The sequence below is a fragment of the Nocardia sp. NPDC005366 genome, from assembly GCF_040606855.1.
In the GTDB taxonomy this organism is placed as follows: Bacteria; Actinomycetota; Actinomycetes; order Mycobacteriales; family Mycobacteriaceae; genus Nocardia.
In genome coordinates this window covers 17,328-43,470 of record NZ_JBEXFQ010000017.1, presented here as the reverse complement: position 1 = coordinate 43,470, position 26,143 = coordinate 17,328, and the positions used below count along the sequence as shown (strand labels likewise).

Here is a 26,143-nt window from a genome sequence, read left to right as displayed (position 1 = left end):
GGTCAGGTGGCCTGACTCACCGATGACATGTGGAAATCGGGAATCCGCAACGGCGGCATGGCGGTCCGGGTGAACCAGTCCTTCCATTCGCGCGGCAATGTCGTCTCGGTCGCGCCCGCTTCCGTCGCGCGGCGCAGGAGATCCAGCGGACTCTCGTTGAAACGGAAGTTGTTGACCGCACCGACCACGGCGCCGTTCTCGATCAGGTAGACGCCGTCGCGGGTGAGACCGGTGAGCAGCAGGGAGGCCGGATCGACCACGCGGATATACCAGAGCGTGGTGAGGAGCAGTCCGCGTTCGGTCCGCGCGATCATCTCGTCGATGGTGGCCTCCGAGCCGCCCGTCAGCAGCAGGTTGTCCCCCGGCACGGTGGCGGGCGCATCGTATTCGGCGGCAGTGGCACGCGGATAGATCAGCGATTCGATGACGCCGTCGCGCAACCAGTCGACCCGTTCGGCAGACATTCCGTTATCGAAGACCGACACCGCCTCCGAGGACGCGCGGGTGGCGACGAACGGCTGGTATTCGAGCCCGCTCGCGCTCGGATCGGAATACAGGGTGAGCGGAATCTCGCTGAGTCGCTCGCCGATGCGGGTGCCGCCCGCGCGCGCGAACGCGGAATGACCCTCGTGCGCGCCCCGGCCCTCCATGGTCCAGGCCATGTAGATCATCATGTCGGCAACGGTCGACGGCGGCATCAGCGTCTCGTAACGCCCGGCGGGCAAGTCGATCTTGGTACCCGCCCAATCCAGCCTGCGCGACAGATCGGCGAGTAGACCGGGTAGGTCGACGTCGGTGAAGTCGGTGGTCCCGACCCCGACCCAGGCGCTGGCCAGATCCGCGCCGTCGCCGCGTTTCCCATTGATCTCCACCGATCCGGTCGGCTGCGTGAAGCGGCGACGGATTCCGGTGGAGGTGCCGAGCCAGGTGGTGACGACCTTGTGTTCGGCGTAGCCGTAGAGGCGGTCTTCGCCGTCGAAGCCGACGGCGAGATCGCGCGCCAGATCGGTGAAGACTTCGATGCCGGTATGCGCGGTCGGGGCGGTCCAGTCGTCGGCGTCGACCCGCGTTTCCAGCAGCGGCATGGCGTCTTTCGCGGGTTCGGCGCTGCTCGCCGCCGCCTCGCTCGCCCGCACGACCGCCTCGATCTCGTCCGGATCGACACTGGTGGAGCTGATGCTGCCGACCCGCGCCGTCCGCGGTCCGTCGCGGTAGATGGAGACGACCGCCCAGTCCCGAGCGGTCGTCGAGCCGTTGGTCGTCATCGAATTCCCGGCCCAGCGCAGCGTCGCCTCCGAGCTGTCGGAGACGATGACCATCGCTTCGTCCGCCTTCGACAGCGCGAGCGCCCGCTCGACCACCTCGCCCGCGTGCGGCAATTCCGTCACTGCCCTGCCTCCGTCCGGGTGTTGAGAATATTGATGCCGCGCACCAGGATCGACGGACAGCCGTGGCTGACCGCGGCGGTCTGGCCCGGTTGGGCCTTGCCGCAGTTGAACGCGCCGCCCAACTGCCAGGTGGACCGACCGCCCACCGCTTCCATCGCGCCCCAGAAATCCGTGGTCGTCGCCTGATACGCGACGTCGCGCAGTTGCCCGTCGAGTTCGCCGTCGCGGATGCGGAAGAAGCGCTGGCCGGTGAATTGGAAGTTGTAGCGCTGCATATCGATCGACCACGACCGGTCGCCGACGATGTATATCCCGTTCTCGACGCGCGAGATCAGCTCCTCGGTGCTGGTGTCGCGCTCGGTATCCGGTTGCAGCGACACATTGGCCATGCGCTGGATCGGCACGTGGTGCGGAGAATCCGCGTACGAGCAGCCGTTGGAGCGGTCGAGGCCGAGGCGCGGGGCGAAGACGCGATCGAGCTGATAGCCGACCAGGGTGCCGTCGCGGACCAGATCCCAGCGTTGGCCCGCCACGCCCTCGTCGTCGTAGCCGACGCTCGCCAGACCGTGCGGTTCGGTGCGATCGCCGGTGACATGCATGATCGGGGTGCCGTACCGCAGGACGCCCAGCTTGTCGGGGGTGGCGAAGGAGGTGCCCGCGTAGGCGGATTCGTAGCCGATGGCGCGGTCGTATTCGGTGGCGTGGCCGATGGATTCGTGGATGGTCAGCCACAGATTGGTCGGGTCGATGACCAGATCGGTGGGGCCGGGCGTGACGCTCGGTGCCTTCACCTTCTCGGCCAGCCAGGCCGGGATCCGCGCGAGTTCGCCGTCCCAGTCCCAGACCCCGTCGGCGCCGGTGACGTATTCCCAGCCGCGGCCCGCGGGAGCGGCGAGGGTGCGCATGGACTCGAAGACGCCCGCCGCCGAATCCACGGTGACCGCTTCGAATTCGGGGTGCACGCGTACCCGCTGCTGGGTGATCGAGGAGCCCGCGGTATCGGCGTAGTAGGTCTGCTCCTTGACCTGAAGTACCGACGCGGTCACGTGGTCGACGCCGTCGGCGCTGGAGAGCCGTTCCGAATAGTCTTGGAGTAGCGCGACCTTATCGGTCGTCGGCACCGCGAAAGGGTCGAGGTCGTAGGCCGATGACCAGCGCGCGTCGGTGTAGACCGGCTCGTCGGCGAGTTCGACGCGTTCCCGATTGAGCGCGCGCAGCGTCGTCGCGACGGTCACCGCCCGCCGCGCCACCTCGGCGGCGCTGCGCGGGGTGAGGGCGGGATGCGAGGCGAAACCCCAGGTGCCGTCGACGATCACGCGGACGGCGAATCCGAGGTCGGTCGAATTCGTGATCGCCTCGACATGGCCGTCGCGCAGCCGAATCGATTGGGTCACCAGTCGATGGACGCGCAGGTCTGCGTGCGCGGCGCCCGCGGCCTTCGCCGCGGAGAGCGCGGCATCGGCCAGCGCGGCCAGGGGTAGCGCGAGGAATTCGGCGTCGATGGCCGCAGTTCCCGCCGAATCCTCGGAAGTCGCGATGCTCACTCCGAATACGCTACCGGGCGCGCGGCGCGGGGGTGTCTCGGTGCGCGCCCCCGCGTAACCGGACGAATTACCCAGCGGCGCACGACCAACGGCGCGCTCGAAACCCCGTGGTTACCGCGATGACGGCAGTCGATGTCGTACTGTGCCCGCGTGCCGCCATCTGCCCTGCGCGACCGTAAACGGGAACGTACCCGCCGTGCTCTGCTCGAGGCCGCTGTCGAGCTTTTCGAGAACAGAGGCTACGAGGAGACGACGGTGGCCGATATCGCCGCCGCCGCGGAGGTCGGCACCCGTACCTTCTTCAATTACTTTGCCAGCAAGGAAGAACTGCTCTTCCCAGAACCGGACGAGCGGGTGCGTGCCGCGGTCGCCGCCATCGCGGGGCGCAGGCCGGGCGAACGTCCGGTCGAGGTGCTGTTGCGCGCGCTGCGCGCCGCGGGGGACAACCCCGGCGAACATCTGATCGATGATCTGAACGCCAGAATCGCGGCGGTGCGCGCGCAGGTCTCGCGCACCGTCCCCGCGGTGAGCGGCCGCGCGGCGCACGCCCAACTGGTCGCCCAACGTGAGATCGGCAGTCAGTTGCACGCCGCCTTCCCCGACGAATTCGACGAAGTCGGGGCCGCGGCGCTGGTCGGCGCGGTGGTCGGCGCGGTCTCCGGGGCATTGACCGTGCTGTTCCAGCAACCGAATTCCAGTCAGGAAGACGGTGAGCGCCTGCACCGCAGGATCTACGAGACCACCTCGCGGGTGCTGCAGCCGTGGCTCGCCTCGCCTCACCCCACCACCGAGGCCGAACCGGTGGCCTGATCCGAACCAGGCAGCTCGAATCAGCCGAATTGCTGCCAGCCCAACCGGATCACCATCGCGACGACCACGACCAGCAGCACCACGCGCACGAATTCGGCGCCCTTGCGTAAAGCCATCCGTGAACCGGCGATCGCCCCGACGACATTGCCCACCGCCATCGCCGCGCCCAGCGCGAACAGAATATGTCCGGTGACGCCGAAGAAGATCAGCGCGCCCGCATTGGATCCGCAGTTGATCACCTTCGCCATCGCGGCGGCGCGGACGAATTCGGTGCCGAGCAGAGTCGCGAAGGTGATGATCAGGAAGGTGCCGGTACCGGGACCGAGCAGTCCGTCGTAGAGCCCGATCAGTCCGGCGGCCAGCGCGACGACCAGGATCACCTTGCGGCGCGTCGGTCGACGCGTCGCGAGGGTGACGCCGATCGAGGGTCGCAGCGTGACGACGATCGCGACGCCGACCAGCACGACCATCACGATCGGAATGAACAACGCGCGGTCGATCAGCGAGACCGCCGCCGCGCCGACCGCCGCGGCTCCCGCGGCGATCACGGCCGCGGGCAGGAGGATCCGCCACCGCATGGGTACTGTGCGGGCGAAGGTGAGCGCCGAGGCGGACGTGCCTGCCACCGCCGCCATCTTGTTGGTGCCGAGGGCCGTCTGCGGCGAGATGCCCGGCGCCACGAGGAACAGCGTAGGCAGCACGATCAGGCCGCCGCCGCCGACTACCGCGTCGACCCACCCCGCGGCGGTCGCGGCGACGAGCAGGACTGTCCAATCTCCGAAATCCACCCCGCTAGACAACCAGACATCCCATGTATGCGCCGTACGTGGCCGCCGCACCACGCCCGGTCGCGTGCTTCTCACGCTGAGCACGTCGATGCTGAACTACCTGCTCGACGATCGCGCGACCCATCCGGCGCTGCTCGCACTCGGCATCATGCTCTACACCCTGGTCGCCTACGTGGGCAGGCGACAGGGGCTGTTGCTGCTGATCGGTCTCGCGCTGGAGGCCGCCGTTTCCGTGCTTGTGCTGGATCAGGCGGTCCTGTCCACGCTCGCGTTCGTCGCGCTGTTCTACGCACTGTGCTGGACGCTTGCCGAAATCAACGGCGCGCGGCACGCCTATGACGCCGAGGTCGCGGCTCAGCTCGCCGTCGCCGACTACGACAGGGAGCGCAGCACCCACGAGGCGGTCGCGCTGGAACGCTCACACCCGGCTTGTCCGACTGATCTCGAACGCGGCGGTTCCCCGATACCTCAGACGACGAGGATTTCCAGGTCGCGCAGTACTTCGCTGGCGGTGATCGGGTCGAGCGCCGCGAATTTGGTGTCGCCGCAGCGCTGCCACCAGTGCCGCGGCGGGCCCGCGGCGAGTTCGACGGAGGCGAGTACTTGCTCCGGGACCAGGAGCGGATCTCGTGCGTCGATACCGTCGTCGAGCACAATGAGCACTTGCAGATCCGCGCCGACCGGGCGGAACAGATAGTCCTGGAGGCCGCCGTCGGCGGGGGCGCTGCGCCGCCAGCCGGAATCCTCCAGCCGCAACAGGGCGCTCGTGGCGACCATCCGATCCGCGAAGCGGGCCAGTGAGGTGGCTGCCGATTCCTCGGCGGTGAGGTGATGGAGGGTGCGGTCGAGTTGCGGAAATGGCTGTCGGATTCGGTCGTCGGCGAATCGACCGACCCAGTACGGGAGGTGTTCGCGCAGATGCAGCGGATGCGCGATGGCGACGCTCTCGGAGTCGAGATCGAGCCGGCGGTCGTCGCTGTCGCGCAGCTCACCGTCGGCCGCGATGTGGAAGGCGTTCACCGCGTGTCCGTTGTCGTCGAGTACGACCCAGACCAGTTGCCGCGCCAGATGACGCAGCAGCGGATGGTCGAGGAAGACCGCGCGATGTTCGGCGATGCGCCAGGTGCGCCTGCGCACCATCGCGGCTTCGAGTCGCCGAGCCTGCTGCGCGGCGACGGATTCGACCTCGCGCTCCACGGCGGTGAAACGTTCGGCGGTGGGCCGGGCGAGTGTGCCGCGCAGCAGCGAGCCGACGCCTGGCGTCGGCTGGGCGACGAATCCGACCAGGGAGATCCGGGTACCGTCCGCGAGCACGAGGGTGCCGTCGGATTCCAGCCCGCAGGTGGGAACCTGACGGTCGGCCAGTTGATCCGGGGTGAGGCCGAGCCGGTCGGCGACCGCCGTCACGCCGCGCCGCGCCTCGGCGTGCAATTCGTCGGGCGGCAGGACGCGGGTGAGCCGGATGAGCTGGGTGAGAGCGACCTCGGACCCGAGCGCGGACAGCACCCTGATGGCCGCGACGGCCCTGGCATGTCCCGCCGGGCCGTCCCAGGTGACGAGAAGATCCGCGAGGGTGCGCGCGGTCGTGTCGTCGCCGGTCTTGGCCAGCGCGGTCAACACCCAGTCATCGGAGCGGGGATAGCCCGCCGCGCGCCACCGGTCGAAGAGCGCGGAGCCGAACGCGGCGCGATCGGCCGGATCGAGACCGGTGATCAGCGCGTCCACGTAATCGTGTTCGGGCCCGGCGAGCAGCGTGCACAGTCGCATCGCATCGGCCGGTGACAGGGCGGGCAGCGTGGTGAGGTCGAGCCACGGCCGGAAGTCGAGCGGTCCGTCGACCGGTGCGCCGAGCTGATCGGCCAGCAGGCCCGCGCATTCGACGCCGATGTCGCCGCCCCGGTGCGCGGCCGTCGCGAGCAGTCGCCGTGCCCGCTCCGGGAACGCGGTGACCGCGCCGAGCAGAGCCGTCCGTGCGCGGCGATCGGGCAGGAGATCGATCAGCAGGTCGAAGGCCTCGTCGGTGGGGAAGTCGGCCAGGATCTGGACGAGACGGTGGTACATATCGTCGTTGGCGTGGCCGACACACGCGGCGACCAGCGGCGCGGCGGCGGGTCCGAGATGGGCGGCCAGGCTGTAGAGCACCTGGGGATCGTGGGCGGGCACCTCATATCCCGCGACGGCGGCGACGCGCGCCGCCTGCGCCGGGGTGGCGACCGCGCTGTACAGGGCGGCCACCGACCAGTGCGGGTCCGGGCCCGCGCCCAGTTCCCCAACGGCCTCGTCGACCCATTCGACTTCGCTCGGCGCCAGATACGCCAGAAGCCGACGCGCGTAAGTATCGCCGCGCAGCGCGGTGAGCGCCCCGATGGTGCGTGAATACGATTCGCCGGGGGCGACGGCGAGGAATGCGCGCAGTCGCCGCGCCATCGCGCCGGTGGCCGTCGTCGCCGCACCCCGGTTGACCAGGATCGCCGCCCCCGCGAGGCGTTCGGCGGGGGCGGCGGCGCCCCGCGCGGGGGCGGCGTACGAGGTCTCGACGCTCACCCGGCTCACATGGACCAGTGCCTCGGCGGCGAATTCGAGGCCGTACCACTCCACGAGCAGATCGGTCGGATCGCCGCGATCGGGTGGCGGCAACAGAGGCAGCAGCAGTGCGCAGATCGCGCCGGAGCCGATCGGTTCACCGACACCGGAGTTGAGCACGGCGAGCCCGCGGGCGGCGATGGCGGGATCGGAAGCGGGATGGGCGAATACCGCGCGCAGTGCGTCGGCGGAGTCGTGGAGCAGGTCGCGAACCCGTTGCGCAGCCGCGGAATCCACCGCGACTCGACACTGACCGCGCCCGCGCCACGGCTCGGTTCGACGCCACCACCAGGCGGGAACAACCCACGCGCGCTCATCGGAGCGCAGCCGTGCGAGTGATTTCCTATCGGACACCTTTGCCCCCCGGGTTAATGTCTGGTCGAACCGAAAAGGATATCGGGCAGCACCGACAAGAATGAACCCGAAGGGCTGCGCGCACATCGCCGCCGAGATTGTTGCAGCAACCGAGGCATATCCGAAATCGGCCTGCGCGCAACCGAACCGGAGCCGATCGAACTGCCTGCCGCCGAACTGCCTGCCGCGGCGTCGGCGGCCGATGACGCGGTGTCGAACGTCCCGGACGGACAGCGCGGTTTCGATACGGCCGACCACACCTCGCGGTCCCCGCCGTCACGCGGGCATTGTCGTTGGTCGCCCGGACCTTGCCCGCGGCGGGCCGCTCGAATGCCGAGATCGCCCAACAGCTGTATCTGTCGGAGGCCACGGTGAAGACGCATGTCGGTCGGGTGCTGACGAAACTCGGACTGCGTGACAGGGTGCAGGCCGTGGTTCTCGCCTACGAGACCGGACTGGTCCGCCCGGGCGGCTGATGCCCAGGCCCGGGTGATCTCAGCGACCTATCAGGCTCGGTCGGGAGAAAATCGGGGCCATCGGACGTTGGCATGGATAGATCGTCCGAAAGGAACGCCAATGCCCGCCCTGATCTTCGCGCTCTACGTCGTCATCGAGATCGCCGTGTTGTTCGCGGTCGGACACCTGCTCGGTGTCGTGCCCGCGGTTGTGCTGCTGATCGCGACGTCGGCCGCGGGCATGCTGCTGCTCGGTTCGCAGGGCCGCCGCGTCATCGAACAGTTCCGACGCGCGGGCCGGGGCGATATCGATCCAGGTACCGCCGTCGCGGACGGCGCGCTGGTCGCGGCGGGCGCGGTACTGATGTTCGTCCCGGGCCTGGTGACCGGTCTCATCGGCCTGTTGTTCCTGCTTCCGCCCACCCGGTTCCTGGTCCGCCCGGCGGTGACCGCGGTCGCCGCCCGCCGCATCGGGAAATTCGCCGCTGCCCGGACCTATCGCGGGGTCGTCATCGACGGCGACGTCATCGATGCCACCGTCGTGCAGCAGTGGTACGACGACGGACAGGGCAATGCCCGCCGCGCCGTCGGCCCCGCCTGAGTTCGGCCGCTCGGCGCGGTCCGCCCGGAACGGCCGCGACCGGGATGCGGCAGACTGATCACCCGTGAGTACCCAGTTGCTGCTCGGCGGTCGTATCTACAGTTCCAGCGCTCCCGACGCGACCGCGATGGCGGTCACCGACGGGATGGTGGTGTGGCTGGGGGCCGAGAAGCCGGGCCGGGCGCTGCACCCCGACGCCGAGATCATCGACGTGGACGGCGCTTTCGTCGCCCCCGCCTTCGTCGACCCGCACGTGCATGTGACCGCGCTGGGATTGCGGCTGACGGGGCTGGACCTGTCGGGGGCCGAATCCCTCGACGCGTGCCTGAACCTGGTGCGCGCCTACGCGGCACAGCATCGGGACGGGGCGATTCTCGGCGACGGATGGGACGAGACCCGGTGGCCGGAGGGCAGGCCACCGACGATCGCCGAGATCGACGCGGCCGCTGGGCCGGGCAGACAGGTGTACCTGGCGCGGGTCGACGCGCATTCCGCGGTGGTATCCACCGCGTTGCTGGACGCGGTCCCCGAGGTGGGGTCGGCCACCGGATTCACCAGGGGTGAGCCGGTGCGGGCCGCCGCACACCATCTGGTGCGCGCGACGGTGCTGGCGGGATTGGATCGCACGCAACGCGATCGGGCTCGCCGCGCCGCACTGGACGCCGCCGCGGCCAACGGTGTCGCCGCCGTGCACGAATGCGGCGGCCCGGAGATCGCCGGTCGCGCCGATCTCGCCGAACTGCTCGAATTCCAGCACGGCGTCGAGGTGCGGGCGTACTGGGGTGAGGCGGTGCGCACCGCCGACGAGGCGCGGTCGCTCGTCGCCGAACTGGGGGCGCACGGGCTGGCGGGGGATCTGTTCGTCGACGGTTCGCTCGGTTCGCATACCGCCTGGCTGCGGGAACCGTATGCCGACGACGCCTCGTCCGGGCTGGGATACCTCGACGCCGACGCGATCGCCGCTCATGTGCGCGCCTGCACCGAAGCCGGGATACAGGCCGGATTCCACGTCATCGGCGATGCCGCCATGGACGCCGTCGTCACCGGATTCGGGCGGGTGGTCGACGCGCTCGGCGGACCTGCCGTCGCGGCCAGAGGCCATCGCCTCGAACACGCCGAAATGCTCGACGCCGAGCACATCGCCGAACTCGCCGCGTGGGGCGTCATCGCCAGCGTGCAACCCGGATTCGACGCGGCGTGGGGCGGCGACTCGGGGATGTACGCCGCGCGTCTCGGCGCCGAGCGCGCCGCCGCCACGAACCCCTTCGCCGCCATGGCCGCCGCGGGGATGGCCCTCGCGATCGGATCGGACGCGCCGGTCACCGCGCTGAATCCGTGGGCGGCGGTCCGCGCCGCCGCCGACCATCGCACCCCGGGCAGCGCCATCTCACCGCGCGCCGCCTTCTCCGCGGCCACCCGAGGCGCGTGGCGTGCCGGCGGCGTGCGCGACGGTCTCGCGGGCACCCTCGTCCCCGGCGCCCCCGCCTCCTACGCGGTCTGGGAGGCCGACGAACTCGTCGTCGCGGCGGCTGCCGACGGCGTTCAGCGCTGGTCGACCGATCCACGATCCCGCGTGCCCGGCTTGCCGCCGCTCGGCCCGGACGCCGTGCTCCCGCGTTGCCTGCGCACCGTTCATCGCGGAGTCACCATCCATGAAGCCTGATCCCGGCACCGCGGCCCCCCGGTCCGCCGCGGTGTCGTGGTCGCGGCCCGTAGTCGCCGCTGTTTCCGGTCACCCGGTGCTGTCGCGGTCGGTGGCGGCCGTGGCCGCCGGACTGCTGCTGTTCGGGAGTTTCCCGCCGCGACCGTACTGGTTCCTCGCGCCGTTCGGCATCGCCGTGCTCGCACTCGTGGTGCGCGCGCCGGGGCGACTGCGCGGCGGGTTCGGATACGGGATGCTGGCCGGGCTCGGATTCTTCGTGCCCCTGCTGCCGTGGACGGGGATCTACGTCGGACCGCTGCCGTGGTTGGCGCTGTCGAGCGTGTGCGCCGTCTTCCTCGGCGGCTTCGGTGTGTCGGCGCGACTACTCGGCCGCCTGCCGGGGTGGCCGCTGTGGGTCGCGCTGGCCTGGGTCACGGCCGAGTGGGCGCGCTCCAGCTTTCCGTTCGGCGGTTTTCCTTGGGGCCGTGTGGCTTTCGGTCAGGCCGATGGCTGGTATCTACCGCTGGCGATGATTGGCGGCGCGCCGCTGGTCGGCTTCGCTGTCGCGCTGACCGGCACCGGCGCGGCCGCGCTGGCGGAACGGTCGTGGGCGTGGTGGGTTCCGGAGCGGCACGAGATCCCGGCGAGAACCGATGGTTCGCCGGTCGCCGCCGCCGAATCGTCCGGGGTCGTCACGGATCACCCCGCGCGGACCGAATCCGGGTATACGCGCGCGACGCGGCTCGGAATCGTCACCGCGGCGGCGACTGTGGCTCTCATGCCGCTCGCGGGCCTGCTCCTGCGGTCCGCGCTGCCCGGTCCCGATGACGGCGATCGGATGATCACCGTCGCCGCGATCCAGGGCAGCGTGCCTCGGCTCGGCCTCGATTTCAACGCGCAGCGGCGCGCGGTACTGGACAACCACGTCCGGCGGACCGAGGAATTGGCGCGCGAGGTCGCCGCGGGCCGGGCGAAACAACCCGACGTGGTGATCTGGCCGGAGAACTCCTCCGATATCGATCCATTGCGCAACTCCGACGCCTCGGCGCTGATCACCGCGGCGTCGGAGAAGATCGGCGCGCCCATTCTGGTCGGCGCGGTCCTGGTGAACGCGGACCGCACCACCACGAATTCGGTCATGGTGTGGAACGGCGCCGCCGGTCCGGGGGAGCGCCACGACAAGAAGATCATCCAGCCGTTCGGCGAGTATCTGCCGATGCGCGGCTTCTTCCGGCTGTTCTCCGATTACGCCGACCGAGCCGGATATTTCGTGCCGGGGCACGGCGACGGGGTCGTCCACGCGGCCGGGGTCGATATCGGTGTAGCGACCTGCTACGAAGTGGCATTCGACCGTGCCTTCCGCGATTCGATGCGAGCGGGCGCGCAACTGCTGACCGTGCCGACGAACAACGCGACCTTCGGCGACAGCGAGATGACCTATCAGCAGCTGGCGATGTCGCGTGTGCGCGCGGTCGAACACGGCCGGACTCTCGTTGTCGCGGCGACGTCGGGGGTGAGCGCGATCGTCACCGCCGACGGCGTGGTGCGCGCCCAGTCACCCCTTTTCGTCCCCGCCGCGCTGGTCGCCGATCTGCCGTTGCGCGAAGAAACGACAATCGCGACCCGGATCGGACCCGTGCCCGAGCTCCTGTCGGTTATTCTGACGGCTGCCGCGCTGGTGCTCGTGCTCTACCGGCGTCGAAAGCGTGCGTAACCGTTTCGTGTGACGATCGTCCGGCGATCGGGACGCGATTACCCGAACCGCCCGTGATCCGAGAGCGGTAGGGGCTTCTCTCGAATAACCAACAATCAGTATGTTTTACGTCCCGGTCTGCCCCCTCGTCGCCGGTCTCTCACGATCCGTGCTGTTCGCCAGTCTGTTGCTGTGACGTGCAAGATCATCATCGAAAATTGGGCTACTTCCAGTGATCGGCGTGCGGATAATCCGTGACCCGACATGGTTAGCGGAAATGTAGCTGATGAAAATCGCCGTCCGACACCGGCGTTCGATGTGAAACAAATCCAAAACACCGGCCATCCGCCGGATGTCGTGCTCCGAATCAAAGGGCGTGGATCAGGCTCTACGGCTGGCGCATGCGCGCGGGTCGTGGTGGTGCTCGGGGAGTTGCGTCGACTGCGGCAGAACGGAGTGATTGATGAGTTCATTGGCCACCGATCGCGTAGACCAATGCTCTTCCGGCGAATTCTCGCCACAGCCATTCGCACTCTCCCCCGCGCAGACAGCCCTGTGGTACGCCCAGCGCATCCGCCCCGATGTGCCGCTGACGATCGCCCAGTACATCGAGTTCCGCGGTGACCTCGATATCGGCCGCCTCCTGTACGCGGCCGAGCGTTACGGCGCCGAGTCCCAGGCCGGCTATGTCCGGTTGATCGAGATCGACGGTGTTCCGCACCAGTACATCGACCTGAACTGGCGTCCAGGCTGGGGGCGGATGGATCTGCGCGACGAGGACGACCCCAGAGCCGCCGCGCTGCAGTGGATGCACGAACACGCGGGTTCCCCGATCGACGTGGAGCACGACCCGCTCAACACGAATGTGATACTCCGCGTCGGCGACGCGGAGTACTTCTGGTACGCACGCGCCCATCACATCGTCATCGACGGCTACGGGTCGATGACCGCGATGACCCGAGTCGCGGAGATCTACACCGCCCTCGAAGATCGCACCGAACCCACGGTTTCCCGTGCCACCGATCTCGCCGCGATCTACGCGGGCGAATCCGCCTATCGCGCGTCCAAGCGTTTCGTCAGCGACCGCGATTACTGGATGGAGCAACTCGCGGGTGCGGGCGCGCCCAAGAGCCTGTCCAGTGTGAACGCCGCCGCATCGGTACCGGATGCGGGGCGGTGGCTGGCCGGTGGCGTGCTCGACGACCGGGCCGATGCCGCGTTGGCCGCGGTCACCGCGACCCACGGCGCGCACCCGTCGACCATCTTCGTCGCGGCACTCGCCTGCTACGTGCGGTCGGTGACCGGCGATTCCGATGTGGTGCTGAGTCTGCCGGTGTCCGCGCGGACCACCGTCACGCTGCGACGCTCCGCGGGCGTGGTGTCGAATGTGGTGCCGATCCGCATCGGTTTCGACGCCGAGACCACCATCGCCGACGTGGTGCGTCGCGCGGAACTGCAGATCACCGGCGCATTGCGCCATCAGCGCTACCGGCACGACGATATCCGGCGCGACTGCGGCTACTCGCGTGACGCGCGCGGTTTCTTCGGGCCGATGGTCAACATCATGCTGTTCCACAACGAGCTGAAATTCGGCAGCCTGATCGGCTCGCTGCACGTGCTGGCCACCGGACCGGTCGAAGATCTTTCGATCAATCTGTACAACGGCGAGGGTGGCCGCATCCACATCGACTTCGAGGCCAATCCGGGGCTGTACTCGGAATCCGAGGTCACGGGGCATCAGGAGCGCTTCTTCGATTTCCTCGGCCGCTTCCTGGAATCCGGCGCGGATACCAGGGCGCTGAGCCTGGCCGCCATCACCGAGGCCGAGCGCACGCGGGTACTGCACACCTGGAACGCCACCGATCAACCGGTTCGGCAGGGCACCCTGGTGGACCTGTTCGCCGAGCGCGCGGCGTCCTGCCCGGACGCGGTGGCACTGGAATTCGACGGCGAGTCGCTGACCTACCGCGAACTCGACCAGCGGGCCAACCGGCTGGCACGTCGGCTGATCGTGCGCGGGGCAGCACCCGACAAGGTGGTGGCCCTGTTCCTTCGGCGCAGTATCGAACTGGTTGTCGGCCTATACGCGATCGTCAAATCCGGCGCGGCCTATCTGCCGCTCGATCCCGATAATCCGGTCGAGCGGATCGACGGCATTTTGGACCAGGCGAAACCGGTCTGCGTGCTGACTGCCGCGCGCGACGGGCTCACCCTGCCGCACCGCGCGGCCACGATCGCGCTCGACCTCCTCGACCTCCGCGAAATCGACGCGAGGCCCATCACCGATGCCGACCGGCGCGCACCGCTGCACGGTGACGATCTGGCCTACATCATCTTCACCTCCGGCTCCACCGGAAAACCCAAGGGTGTCGGGGTATCCCACGCGGCCATCGTGAATCGGTTGCGCTGGATGCAGCACGAATACCCGCTCGACGCCACCGACGCGGTCTTGCAGAAGACTCCGGCCACCTTCGACGTGTCGGTCTGGGAATTCTTCTGGCCCTTGCAGATCGGCGCGAGATTGGTGATCGCCGAACACGACGGGCACCGCGACCCCGCCTACCTGGCCCGGATCATCGCCGAGAAGAACATCACCACGGCGCATTTCGTGCCGTCGATGCTGTCGTTGTTCGTCGCCGATGCCGACATCCGCCGCTGCACCGGCCTGCGCCGGGTGTTCTGCAGCGGTGAGGCGCTGCCGTCGGCGACCGCCCGCGGTTTCCACGCGGCGCTGCGCGGTACCGAACTGCACAACCTGTACGGCCCCACCGAGGCCGCGGTCGACGTCACGTACTGGCCGTGCCCGCCGAATCCGGCGACCGTGCCGATCGGCTCCCCGGTCTGGAACACCCAGACCTACGTGCTCGACGCTCACCTGCGGCCGGTGCCGCCAGGCGTGGTCGGCGAGCTGTACCTGGCGGGCGTGCAACTGGCCAGGGGGTATGTCGGGCAGCCCCGTCTGACGGCGGACCGGTTCGTGGCCAACCCGTTCACGCCGGGCGCGCGCATGTACCGCACCGGTGACCTGGCGCGCTGGCAGGTCGCGCCGGATGGGGACCGCGGTGTGCTGGATTACCTGGGCCGCACCGACTTCCAGGTCAAGATCCGCGGCCTGCGCATCGAACTGGGGGAGATCGAGTCGGCCCTGCTCGCCCAGCCGGGGGTCGCCAGCGCCGTCTGTGTCGCGCACGCCGGACGCAAGGGTGACGAACTCGTCGCGTACGTCGTCGCGACCCCCGATTCCTCGGGCGATGCCGGAGAATCCGAGGCGTCGGCCGCCTTCTTGGACACCGCCGCCCTGGTCGCCGCCCTACGTCGGACGCTTCCCGGTTACATGGTGCCGTCGGTGGTGATGGAACTCGATGAACTGCCGCTCAGCCCGAACGGCAAGATCGATCGCAAGGCGCTGCCCGCTCCCGCCGCGACCGTCCGCTCCCACCCGGTCGCCGAACAGCCGCATACCGAGGTGGAGCGCGCGCTCGCCGCGATCTTCGCCGAGGTACTCGATCTCGAGGAAGACGAAATCGGCACGGGCGACAGCTTTTTCGATCTAGGGGGCAATTCGCTCGTCGCCGCGCGCGCGGTGTCGCGGATCAACGCGACCCTCGCCACCGGCCTCACCATCCGCGATCTGTTCGAAGCCGCGTCCATCGCGGCGTTGGTCGAACGATTCGCGACGCACACGTTCGACACGGCGTCACCACGCCTACTTCCCATGAGTAGACCCGAGCGAATCCCGTTGTCCCTGGCTCAGCAGCGGATCTGGATCCTCAACCGTTTCGGCGAACACGCGGCCGCCTACAATATGCCGCTGGCGGTGCGGCTGGAAGGGCCCATCGATATCGAGGCGTTGCACGCCGGCCTGACCGACGTGATCGAGCGCCACGAGAGTCTGCGCACCACCTTCCCCGAATCGGCCGAGGGCCCCTACCAGTTCGTGCATCCGACCGCCGAGATCCCGCTGACGCTCGAGCCGATCGACGCGTTCGGCGCGGACCCGGTGGCGCTCGCCACCGAATTCGCCGGTTACGGTTTCGATCTGCGCGGTCAGGCGCCGATCCGGGTCGCGCTGTGGACGACGGGCCCGAATCAGTACGTATTCCTCGTGGTGTTGCACCACATCGCCGGTGACGGCTGGTCGATCGCCCCGCTCGCGCGCGATCTGATGGTCGCGGTCGCGGCACGTGCGCGCGACGCCGCGCCGCAGTGGACTCCGCTTCCCGTGCAGTACGCCGATTTCGCGCTGTGGCAGCGCGAATTGCTCGGCGACGAGACCGATCCGGCCAGCGCGTTGAGCAGGCAGCTGGCCTACTGGCGCGCCGAGTTGGCCGGCCTGCCCGACCAACTCGATCTACCGCTCGACCGCCCGCGCCCGCTCCGCAGGGACACCGCCGGCGGCCGGGTCCAATTCGCCATTTCCGCCGAAACCCGTCGCGCCGCAGGCGAGCTGGCCGCCGCTCGGGGTGTCAGCATGTTCATGGTGCTGCACGCCGCACTGGCGATCCTGCTCTCGCGGCTGTCCTCGTCGACCGATATCGCGATCGGCACCCCGATCGCGGGTCGCTCCGATCCCGCGCTCGACGATCTGGTCGGCATGTTCGTCAACACCCTGGTGCTGCGCACCGAGGTCGAGTCGGCGCGCGGATTCGACCGGATGCTCGACGTGGTCCGCGAAACCGATCTGAACGCGTTCGCCAATGCCGACGTGCCGTTCGATCGGCTGGTCGAGGTGGTGAATCCGGAGCGTTCCACCGCGCGGCATCCGCTGTTCCAGGTGATGCTGTCCTACGACCGGACCCCGGAACTGCCCGTCGACCTACCCGGTGTACGCGCCGAGGTCATCGAACTCGACGCGGCGATCGCCAAATTCGACCTCCAGCTCGACGTGCGCGATGATATCGGCGACGGTCCGCTGCATGCCGAATTCGGTTACGCCACCGATATTTTCGACGAGCGCACGGTCGAGTCGTTCGCGCGCCGATTCGTCGCTGTCCTCGATGCCGTTGTGGCGACGCCGCGCGCCCCCGTCGGCGATATCGACATCCTCGACACGCGCGAGAACGCCAAGTTGGTCCCGATCGCCGGGGCGCCGGGTGAGCCGCCGACCACCCTCGCCCGCATGCTGTCCGAGACGGCCGAGCGGATGCCGGAGCGGGTGGCTGTGCGCTACCGCGGCGACGACACCACCTACGGCCAGTTGGACAAGCTGTCGAACCGCCTGGCGCGGGTGCTGATCGACCACGGCGCCGGACCTGAGATCGTGGTCGCGGTCGCGCTGCCGCGCAGCCTCGATTCGATCATCGCGATCTGGGCGGTCGCCAAGACCGGTGCGGCCTACGTGCCGATCGATCCGAGCTATCCCGCCGAGCGGATCGGGCATATGCTCGCCGACTCCGGCGCCATGCTCGGCCTGACCGTGCCGGATTCCCTGACGGCCATGCCCGCCTGGCCCGACACCCACGGCAAGCACCGCAACATGTCCCTCGACTGGTTGGTGCTCGGTTCGCCCGCCTTGGCCGAGGAACTGGCCGAATACACGACCGCACCGGTCACCGACGCCGAGCGGCATTACCCGCTGCGCATCGGTCATCCCGCCTACCTCATCTACACCTCGGGCTCGACCGGCAAGCCGAAGGCCGTCGTGGTGACCCACGGTGGCCTCGCCTCACTGGCCCGCGAGCAGATGTATCTGTTCGGTGTCACCGAATCTGCTCGTACACTGCACTTCTCGTCGCCGAGCTTCGACGCGTCGGTGCTGGAGATGCTGTTGGGATTCGCCGCGGGCGCGACCATGGTGGTGGTTCCGTTCGGCATCTACGGCGGCGCCGAACTGGCCCGAGTACTGCGCGAGGAGCGCGTCACCCACGCCTTCATCACCCCCGCGGCGCTGGCGACGGTGCCGGAAAGGGATCTCGACGATCTCGAGGTGGTCATCGTCGGCGGTGAGGCATGCTCGGAGGAACTGGTCGAGACCTGGTCCGCGCGCCATCGCATCCACAATATGTACGGGCCTTCCGAGGCGACCGTCGCGGCGACCGCCTCGCGTGCGATGCTGGCGGGGCTGCCGGTCCCGCTCGGCCTGCCGGTGCGCGGTATGCGACTGTTCGTGCTGGACGCCCGGCTGCGTCCGGTGCCGCCGGGTACGCCGGGCGAGCTGTACCTGTCCGGGTCCGGCATCGCCCGGGGGTATCTGGGCCGCAACGGTCTGACCGCGCAACGTTTTCCGGCGAATCCGCTCGGTAGGCGCGGTGAACGCATGTACCGCACCGGTGACCTGGTGGTCATCGACCATGCCGGACATCTGCGCTTCCTCGGCCGCGCCGACGATCAGGTCAAGATCCGCGGTTTCCGCATCGAACTCAGCGAGATCGACCATGTCCTGCGCGCGCATCCCGGTGTGAGCTCCGCGTTGACCATCGTGCACACCGACGAGCACGGTCACCTGCGGTTGGCCGCGTACGTGACCGCCGCCGACGGCGGCCTCGACGCGAACGCGGTCGCCGACACCGCGCGTCGGCGGCTGCCCGGGTACATGGTGCCCGCCTCGATCACCGTGCTGGACGAAATGCCGGTCACCCCCGCGGGCAAACTCGATCGAAGGGCATTGCCGGAGCCGGTCTTCGTGGCGATCGGCAGTTCGCGGGCGCTGGAATCCGAGGCAGAGATGCGCGTGGCCGCCGTCTTCGGCGAGGTGCTCGGCCGTCCGGTGTCGGGCGCGGAGGACAGTTTCTTCGACGTCGGCGGCAACTCGCTGCTCGCCACCCGGCTCGCCGCCGCATTGCACGCGGAATTCGGCGTGGATCTGCCCGTGCGTGAGATCTTCGAGGCCCCGACGGTGGCGGGCGTGGCCGAGCGGATAACGGAAGCGCCCCGGACGCAGCGGATGGCGCTGGCGGTACACACCCCGCGTCCGGGACGCCTTCCACTGTCGCTGCCGCAGCAGCGACTGTGGTTCCTCAATAGATTCTCACCCGAATCGAGCGCCTATAACATCGCTTTCGTCATTCGAATCGAAGGCGACCTGGATGTCCACGCGCTCGGCGCCGCCCTGATCGACGTGGTGGACCGGCACGAAGTCCTGCGGACGGTCTTCCCCGAGGACACCGAGGGGCCCCAGCAGGTGGTACTGCCCATCACCGAGGCGACGCCGGTCCTCACTCCGATCACAACCGACGATGCGGGCGCGCGGCGGGCGCTGGACACCATGGCCCGCAGCGGATTCGATCTCACCCGTTCGACAGCACTGCGGATCTCGTTGCTGCGCACCGGATCCGACCGTCATCTACTCGGCGTCGTCGTCCACCACATCGCCGCCGACGGCTGGTCGCTCGGCCCGCTGACCCGTGATCTGGCGATCGCCTACGCGGCCAGGCACGGGGGCGCCGCTCCGGTCTGGGCGCCACTTCCCGTGCAGTACGCGGATTTCGGACTGTGGCAGCGCGCCTGCCTCGGCGACGAATCGGACCCGACCAGCGTCGCGAGCACCCAGTTGGAATTCTGGCGCACGGCACTGGCCGACGCGCCCGAGGAATTGCCGCTGCCCTACGATCGGCCGCGCCCCGCGCAACCCACGCACGCGGCAGGGACGGTGCGCCTGGCCGTGCCGGAAGCGGTGCGGCATGGGCTGACGCGGCTGGCGGCCGAGCAGGGCGTCAGCCTTTTCATGGTGCTGCGTTCGGCACTGGCGGTGCTGCTGCGTGTTGTCACCGGTGGCCGCGACATCGTGATCGGCACCCCGGTCGCGGGCCGCTCGGACACCCAACTCGACGAGTTGGTCGGCATGTTCGTCAATACGCTGGTGCTGCGGTCCGACGTCGACCCGGACAGCCCCTTCGCGTCGCTGCTGCGCGCCGACCGCGACACCGAACTGGCCGCGTTGGCCCATGCCGAAATTCCCTTCGAGCGCGTCGTCGAGGAATTGGGCAAGCAGCGCGGGGCGGGTAGCCGGCCGCCGCTGTTCCAGGTGGCGCTGACCGTGCGGGAAGGGCAGGTGCCGTCGCTGCGCCTGCCCGGCCTGTCGCTGCGCGCCGAGGAACTGGATATCGCGCTAGCCAAATTCGACCTCGAACTGCGCGTCGCGAGTACCGGCGACGAGAGCGATCCCGCGCTGGGGTTCGAATTCGTCTACGCCGCCGAACTCTTCGACGAGACGACGGTCGAGATACTCGGCGACCGTTTCCTGCGGGTGCTGTCGGCGGTCACCGCCGATCCGCGGGTGCTCGTACGCGATATCGACGCGAGGACCGATCACGAGCGGCGCACGCTCACCCCGGCGGCGGGCGGGCCGACCGTGCCGCCCCGCACACTCGGCGCGTACTTCACGGGAACCGCGCAGCGGTATCCGCAGCGCACCGCCATCGTCTACGCGTCGCCCGATGGCGATTCGCTGACCTACTCCGAACTGGATCGCCGCTCGAACAGCCTGGCGCGGGCGCTGATCGCGCGTGGCCTCGGTGCGGAGGATCGCGTCGCGCTCGGGTTGACCCGCTCGATCGAATCCGTCGTCACGATGCTCGCGGTCGCCAAATCCGGTGCGGCATTCGTCCCGGTCGATCCGAAATATCCGGCCGACCGGATCCGGCACATGCTGACGGATTCCGGATGCCTGGTCGGTATCAGCGACTCCACGTACGCCGATACCCTGCGCGCCGCGGGCCATGAGCCCGGCCGGACGGGCCCGGTCACCGACTGGCTGTTGATCGATGAGCCGGGATTCGCCGCCGAACTCGCCGCGCGGGACGACAGCACCATCGAAGACGCCGAACGCCTGCGGCCCGCCAGGATCACCGATCTCGCGTACGTGGTCTACACCTCCGGTTCCACCGGAAAGCCGAAGGGCGTCGCGGTCAGCCACTGCGGATTGTCCAACCTCGCGGACGAGTTCAGCGAGCGCCTCGACGCCGGTCCGTTCGCGCGCACTCTGCATTTCTCGTCGCCGAGTTTCGACGCGGCGATCCTGGACCTGCTGCTCGCACTCGGCGCCGGAGCGGCGATGGTGATCTGCCCGCCGCATATCTACGGCGGCGACGAACTCGCCGAACTACTCGAACGCGAGCGGATCACCCACACCTTCATGACGCCCGCCGCGCTGGCGACCATCGACCGCGACCGTTGGGAACTGCCGCACCTACGTTCGTTGCTGATCGGCGGCGAAGCGTGCGGCCCGGATCTGGTGGCGCGCTGGGCGCCCGGCCGCAATCTGTTCAACGGATACGGACCGACCGAGACCACGGTGGTCGTGACCATGGGGCAGGTGGGGGTCGGCCTGCCGATCACCATCGGTTCGCTGGTGCGCGGCGCCCGCGCGGTGGTCTTGGACGAGCGGATGCGGCCGGTTCCGGTCGGGGTCCCCGGTGATCTGTACCTCGGCGGACTCGGCGTGGCGCGCGGCTATTTCGAGCGCGGGGCGCTGACGGCGAGCCGGTTCATCGCCGACCCGTACGGTCCCGTGGGCTCGCGGATGTACCGTACCGGCGACGTGGTGCGCTGGGACGCCGCCGGTGACATCGTCTACCTCGGACGCAGCGACCACCAGGTGAAGTTGCGCGGTTTCCGCATCGAACTCGGGGAGATCACCACGGCACTGAGCGGACATCCCTCGGTGCGGTTCGCGCACACCGAGGTGCGTCGAATCGTGGACGCGGATCGGATCGTTTCCTTCGTGTACCCCGCCGACGAGCGGGCCGGGGTGGATATCGACGCGGTGCGCGCGCATATCGCCGAACAGCTTCCCGTGCACATGATTCCGGCCGCGATCACGCTTCTCGACCGGATTCCGCTGACCCCGACCGGCAAGCTGGATATCGCGGCACTGCCGGAGCCGACGTTGAGCGTCGCGCGTTCGGCGCGGATGCCGGAGACCGACGCGGAGCGGCTCGTCGCCCGTGTCATGGGCGAACTGGTCGGCGCGGAAACGGTCAACGCCGACGACAGCTTCTTCGAAATCGGCGGAAACTCGCTGCTGGCAACGCAACTCGTGGCTCGGTTGGCGGCGGCCACCGACACCAGGATCGAGGTGCGCACGGTTTTCACCTCGCCAACGGTGGCCCAGATCGCGGCGTTGCTCGATACCTCAGCGCACACCGCCCCCGAGCCTGTGGACGCGCGTGCCGATGATCGGCCGACACTGGTTCGTCGGGTGCGCCCGGAACGGATTCCGCTCTCGGCGGCTCAGCAGCGGCTGTGGTTCCTCAACCGCTTCAACGATGTCGCGGTAGCGGCGGCGGATTCCGATCATGCCGCGGGCGCGTACAACATTCCGGTCGTGCTGCGGCTGCGCGGCGAACTCGATGTCGAGGCGCTTATCGCGGCACTGCACGCGGTGCAGCGCAAGCACGAGACATTGCGCACGATATTCCCCGAGGTGGCGGGGTCGCCGGTACAGCAGGTGCTCGATCCGGCCGACGCGGCGATCACGCTCTCCCGCACCACCGTGCCCCCGGACCGGGTCGTCGAGGCGATACGGAACTTCGCCGCACCGGGATTCGACCTCGCCGACACCGTGCCGGTGCGGGCCGCGCTGATCACGGTCTCGGAATACGCCGAGACCGGTGCGGGCCAGGCCGCCGCACCGCCGGAATACGCCCTGGTACTCGTCGTCCACCACATCGCCATGGACGGCTGGTCATTGCAGCCACTCGCCGCCGACTTCGTCGAGGCGTACAGCGCCATCGTCCGCGGTGGCGAACCCGCCTGGCTCGCGCCGGAAGTCCAATACGCCGATTACACGCTGTGGCAGCGGGATGTACTCGGCAACGAGGACGACCCCGAATCGGCGATCAGCAAGCAGCTCGCCTACTGGAGCGACGTGCTCGCCGACAGCCCCGAACTGCTGAACGTGCCGGCGGACCGCCCGCGTCCACCGGTGCCCACCTACCGCGGCGGGATCGTGGAATGCCCGATCGACGCGCACACCCACCGGGAACTGCACGCGGTGGCCAACAGCAACGGCGTCAGCATGTTCATGGTGCTGCACGCCGCGCTCGCGGTGCTGTTGCACCGGATGACCGGGGTCGATGACATCACCGTCGGCACCCCGATCGCGGGCCGAGGGCATCCGGCCCTCGACCGGATGATCGGCATGTTCGTCAACACGCTCGTGCTGCGGACCGAGGTGCGACCCGATACGCGCTTCACCGATCTACTGCGCGCCGTGCGCGATATCGACCTCGACGCGTTCGCGCACGCCGATCTGCCGTTCGAGCGCTTGGTCGAGGTTCTCAATCCCGCGCGGTCGCGCTCGCATCATCCGCTGTTCCAGGTGATGCTCTCGGTGCAGAACCAGCAGGTGGGGGCGCTGGAACTGCCTGGGCTGCGTATCGAGGCGGGGGATATCGACACCGGAATCGCCAAATTCGATCTGCAGTTCACACTGACCGAATCGCACAGCGGTGCGGCGGGGCAGCGGCAGCCGAACGGCATCGACCTCGCGGTGAATTACGCGAGTGATCTGTTCGACGAGGCGACCGCGCGGCGGCTCGGCCGACGTCTGGTTCGGTTGCTGAACGCGGTGGCGGCGAGTCCGACCACCCCGGTCGGCGATCTGGAACTGCTCGATCCGGGCGAATGGTCGGGGCTGGCCCCGGTCAGCGGCGCCGAGGCGGACCGGCCCCTCACCCTCCCCGCGGTATTCGCCGCGGCGGCCTCGGTCGACCGCGAGGCGATCGCGTTGCGGTCGCAGGGCACGCAGATCAGCTACGACGCGCTCGACCGCTGGACCAACCGGCTCGCCCGCGTGCTGATCGGTTACGGCGTCGGTCCGGAAACCCTTGTCGCGCTGAGTATCCCGCGTTCGGTGGAATCGGTGGCCTCGGTGCTCGCCGTCGCCAAGGCCGGTGCCGCGTTCGTGCCGGTCGATCCGCACTACCCGGCCGACCGGATCAGCCATATGCTGTCGGATTCCGGTGCGGCGCTCGGCATCACACTCGCCGACCATCGTGACGAGCTGCCCGACGACGCCGAGTGGATCGTGCTCGACGACATCGATTTCCGTGGCAGGGTCATGGCCGCACCGGACGCGCCGATTATGCAAGGGGACCGGATCTCGGAGTTACGGATCGACAATCCGGCCTACGTGATCTACACCTCCGGCTCGACAGGAACCCCGAAGGGCGTCGTGGTCACACACGGCGGACTGTCGAATTTCGCCGCCGAGACCGCGCAGCGCTTCGATGTCCACCCCGGCTCCCGCGTCCTGCATTTCGCGACGCCGAGTTTCGACGCCGCCATGCTCGACCTGTTGCTCGCCCTCGGCGGTGCGGCCTCGCTGGCGATCACCCCGCCCGGCGTGGTCGGCGGCGCGGACCTCGCCCGCGTCTTCATCGAAGAACGCATCACCCACGCGTTCATCACCACCTCCGCGCTCGGCACCGTCGATCCGACCGGTGTCACGGAATTGGCGCACGTGCTGGTCGGCGGGGAGGCGTTGCCACCGGATCTGGTGACCCGCTGGGCGCCGGGACGCAACCTCTACAACGTGTACGGGCCGACCGAGACCACGATCGTCACGGTGATCGGTCAGCCCCAGGTACCCGGCGAGCCGATCACCATCGGCGGTCCGATCCGCGGCGTGAGCGCCATCATCCTCGACGCGCGACTGCACCCGGCCCCGGTAGGAGTCACCGGTGAACTACATCTGGCGGGTAACGCGCTCGCCCGCGGTTACTTGAACAGGCCAGGTCTCACGGCCCAGCGGTTCATCGCCAACCCGTACGGAAAGCCGGGCGAGCGAATGTACCGCACCGGCGACCTGGTGCGCTGGTTCAGCGGCGAGCGGCAGACGCCGATGTCGTCGGCAGGTATGGGAGAGCTCGCGACACTCGGTGCGGCGGTGCCGGAAGCGCGCGAGATCGAATACGTCGGGCGCACCGATCATCAGGTGAAGATCCGCGGCTTCCGTATCGAACTGGGCGAGATCGATCGGGCTCTCGCGCGCCACGACGCCGTGGAATTCGCGACGACCATCGGCCATCGCACACCCGCGGATGTCGTGGCCCTTGTGGCCTACGCGAAAATCCGGCGGGGGAGCGCGGTCACGGTGCGGGAGCTCGTCTCGCACGTGGCGGCGCTCGTCCCGAATTACATGGTGCCGCAGTCGATCATGCTGTTGGACGAGGTGCCGCTGAGCCCGGTCGGCAAACTCGATCGCTCGGCGCTGCCGGAACCCGTCTTCAGCGCGGCCGTCGGCTACCGGGCGCCGAGCACCGCGACCGAGGCGGTGTTGTGCGCGGCCTTCGCCGATGTTCTCGGCGCGGAAACGGTCGGCGTCGACGACGGATTCTTCGAACTCGGCGGCAACTCGCTGCTGGCCACCAAGGTGGTCGCGTACGCGCGTGCCGAAGGGATCGACCTGCCGGTGCAGATGATGTTCGGCGAGGCGACACCAGCGGCCCTCGCGGCGGGGATCGACGGCGACGTCGATCCGGCCGCGGCCATGACGGCGGCGCTGGCTCCGGTGTTACCGATCCGCCCCGCCACCGGGTCGGCCCGGGCGCCGCTGTTCTGCGTGCACCCCGCGATCGGGCTGTCCTGGTGCTATTCGGGACTGCTCGCGCACCTGGCGCCGGACCGTCCGGTGTACGGGTTGCAGTCTCCCCACGTGGCGGGGGAGGAAGGTTTCGCCTCGATCGTCGAAGCAGCCGAACACTATGTGGCACGGATCATGTCGATCCAGCCCGCCGGTCCGTATCACCTGCTCGGCTGGTCGCTCGGCGGCCTGATCGCCCACGAAGTGGCGGTGCAGTTGCAGGAGGCCGGCGAACAGGTCGCGCTGCTGTCGATGATGGACAGCTACCGGCTCTCCGACGAATTGCTGGAAAACGCCATCCCCGGCGTCGCCGAGATCATCGCGGAATTCGGCGATGACATGCGCGAAGACGGCGCCGAACTCGATCCGGCGATGAATCTGCGCGAGGCGGCGGATCTGCTCCGCTCGCGGCCCGGACCGTTCGCGTCGCTCACCGTCGACCACCTGGAACGGCTGTACGAGGGCTATACCAACGGCACCGTCATGGCGCACGGTTTCCGCCCGCGCACCTTCGACGGCGACCTGGTGTTCTTCAGCGCGGCCGACGACGAGATCAACCGGGCTGATCCGGCCCGCCGGGCGACGGCGTGGGAGTCGTTCGTCACCGGTGTCATCCACGATCACCCGCTCCCGTGCCGCCACGCGGCCATGACCACCCCCGAATCGCTGGGCGTCATCGGGCCGGTACTGCACCGGCATCTGGACGGCGCCGCCGGAACCGCAAAGGAGAATGCCGAGTGACTCAGCGCGATGTGGGGGT

At 68.9% G+C, this 26,143-nt stretch carries 10 protein-coding genes and 1 pseudogene; 6 read left to right on the top strand and 5 right to left on the bottom strand.

Translation table 11 applies throughout. From position 1 onward, the window contains the following. Positions 1 to 2 precede the first annotated feature (2 nt). Positions 3 to 1,379, bottom strand: coding sequence for a metallopeptidase TldD-related protein (locus ABZS43_RS20290; protein ID WP_355037570.1), 1,377 nt, complete (start codon positions 1,377 to 1,379; stop codon positions 3 to 5). Between the two features lie 5 nt (positions 1,380 to 1,384). Then, complete coding sequence (locus ABZS43_RS20285; protein ID WP_355037462.1) at positions 1,385 to 2,932, bottom strand: TldD/PmbA family protein; 1,548 nt, start codon at positions 2,930 to 2,932, stop codon at positions 1,385 to 1,387. A gap of 150 nt (positions 2,933 to 3,082) precedes the next feature. Between ABZS43_RS20285 and ABZS43_RS20280 the strand changes: the two genes are divergently transcribed. Then, positions 3,083 to 3,742 carry a helix-turn-helix domain-containing protein gene (locus tag ABZS43_RS20280; RefSeq protein ID WP_355037461.1) on the top strand — a complete coding sequence of 220 codons (660 nt, stop codon included), beginning with the start codon at positions 3,083 to 3,085 and terminating at the stop codon, positions 3,740 to 3,742. Positions 3,743 to 3,762: 20 nt separating this feature from the next. Here ABZS43_RS20280 and ABZS43_RS20275 read toward each other — a convergent pair whose 3' ends face one another. The 3 genes from ABZS43_RS20275 to ABZS43_RS20265 form a co-directional block, all read right to left on the bottom strand. Continuing rightward, positions 3,763 to 4,530: a TSUP family transporter gene (locus ABZS43_RS20275; protein ID WP_355037460.1), complete on the bottom strand. Its 768-nt coding sequence runs from the start codon at positions 4,528 to 4,530 to the stop codon at positions 3,763 to 3,765. 4 nt (positions 4,531 to 4,534) lie between these two features. Next, the gene (locus tag ABZS43_RS20270; protein ID WP_355037459.1) at positions 4,535 to 4,927 is read right to left on the bottom strand and encodes a hypothetical protein; all 393 of its coding nucleotides are present in this window, start codon (positions 4,925 to 4,927) and stop codon (positions 4,535 to 4,537) included. Positions 4,928 to 4,998: 71 nt separating this feature from the next. Beyond that, complete coding sequence (locus ABZS43_RS20265; RefSeq protein WP_355037458.1) at positions 4,999 to 7,350, bottom strand: DUF4132 domain-containing protein; 2,352 nt, start codon at positions 7,348 to 7,350, stop codon at positions 4,999 to 5,001. Positions 7,351 to 7,787: 437 nt separating this feature from the next. Between ABZS43_RS20265 and ABZS43_RS20260 the strand changes: the two are divergent. The 5 genes and pseudogenes from ABZS43_RS20260 to ABZS43_RS20240 form a co-directional block, all read left to right on the top strand. Continuing rightward, positions 7,788 to 7,943: pseudogene (locus tag ABZS43_RS20260) on the top strand (LuxR C-terminal-related transcriptional regulator); the annotation flags it as partial. A 100-nt stretch (positions 7,944 to 8,043) separates the two neighbouring features. Further along, positions 8,044 to 8,523, top strand: coding sequence for an FxsA family protein (locus ABZS43_RS20255; protein ID WP_355037457.1), 480 nt, complete (start codon positions 8,044 to 8,046; stop codon positions 8,521 to 8,523). 64 nt (positions 8,524 to 8,587) lie between these two features. Next, complete coding sequence (locus tag ABZS43_RS20250) at positions 8,588 to 10,186, top strand: amidohydrolase family protein (protein WP_355037456.1); 1,599 nt, start codon at positions 8,588 to 8,590, stop codon at positions 10,184 to 10,186. After that, entirely contained in the window at positions 10,176 to 11,879 is a 1,704-nt protein-coding gene (gene lnt / locus ABZS43_RS20245) for an apolipoprotein N-acyltransferase (RefSeq protein WP_355037455.1), read from the top strand. The genes ABZS43_RS20250 and lnt overlap by 11 nt, the downstream gene beginning before the upstream one ends. A gap of 442 nt (positions 11,880 to 12,321) precedes the next feature. Beyond that, the gene (locus ABZS43_RS20240) at positions 12,322 to 26,124 is read left to right on the top strand and encodes an amino acid adenylation domain-containing protein (protein ID WP_355037454.1); all 13,803 of its coding nucleotides are present in this window, start codon (positions 12,322 to 12,324) and stop codon (positions 26,122 to 26,124) included. The last annotated feature ends 19 nt before the right edge of the window (positions 26,125 to 26,143 follow it).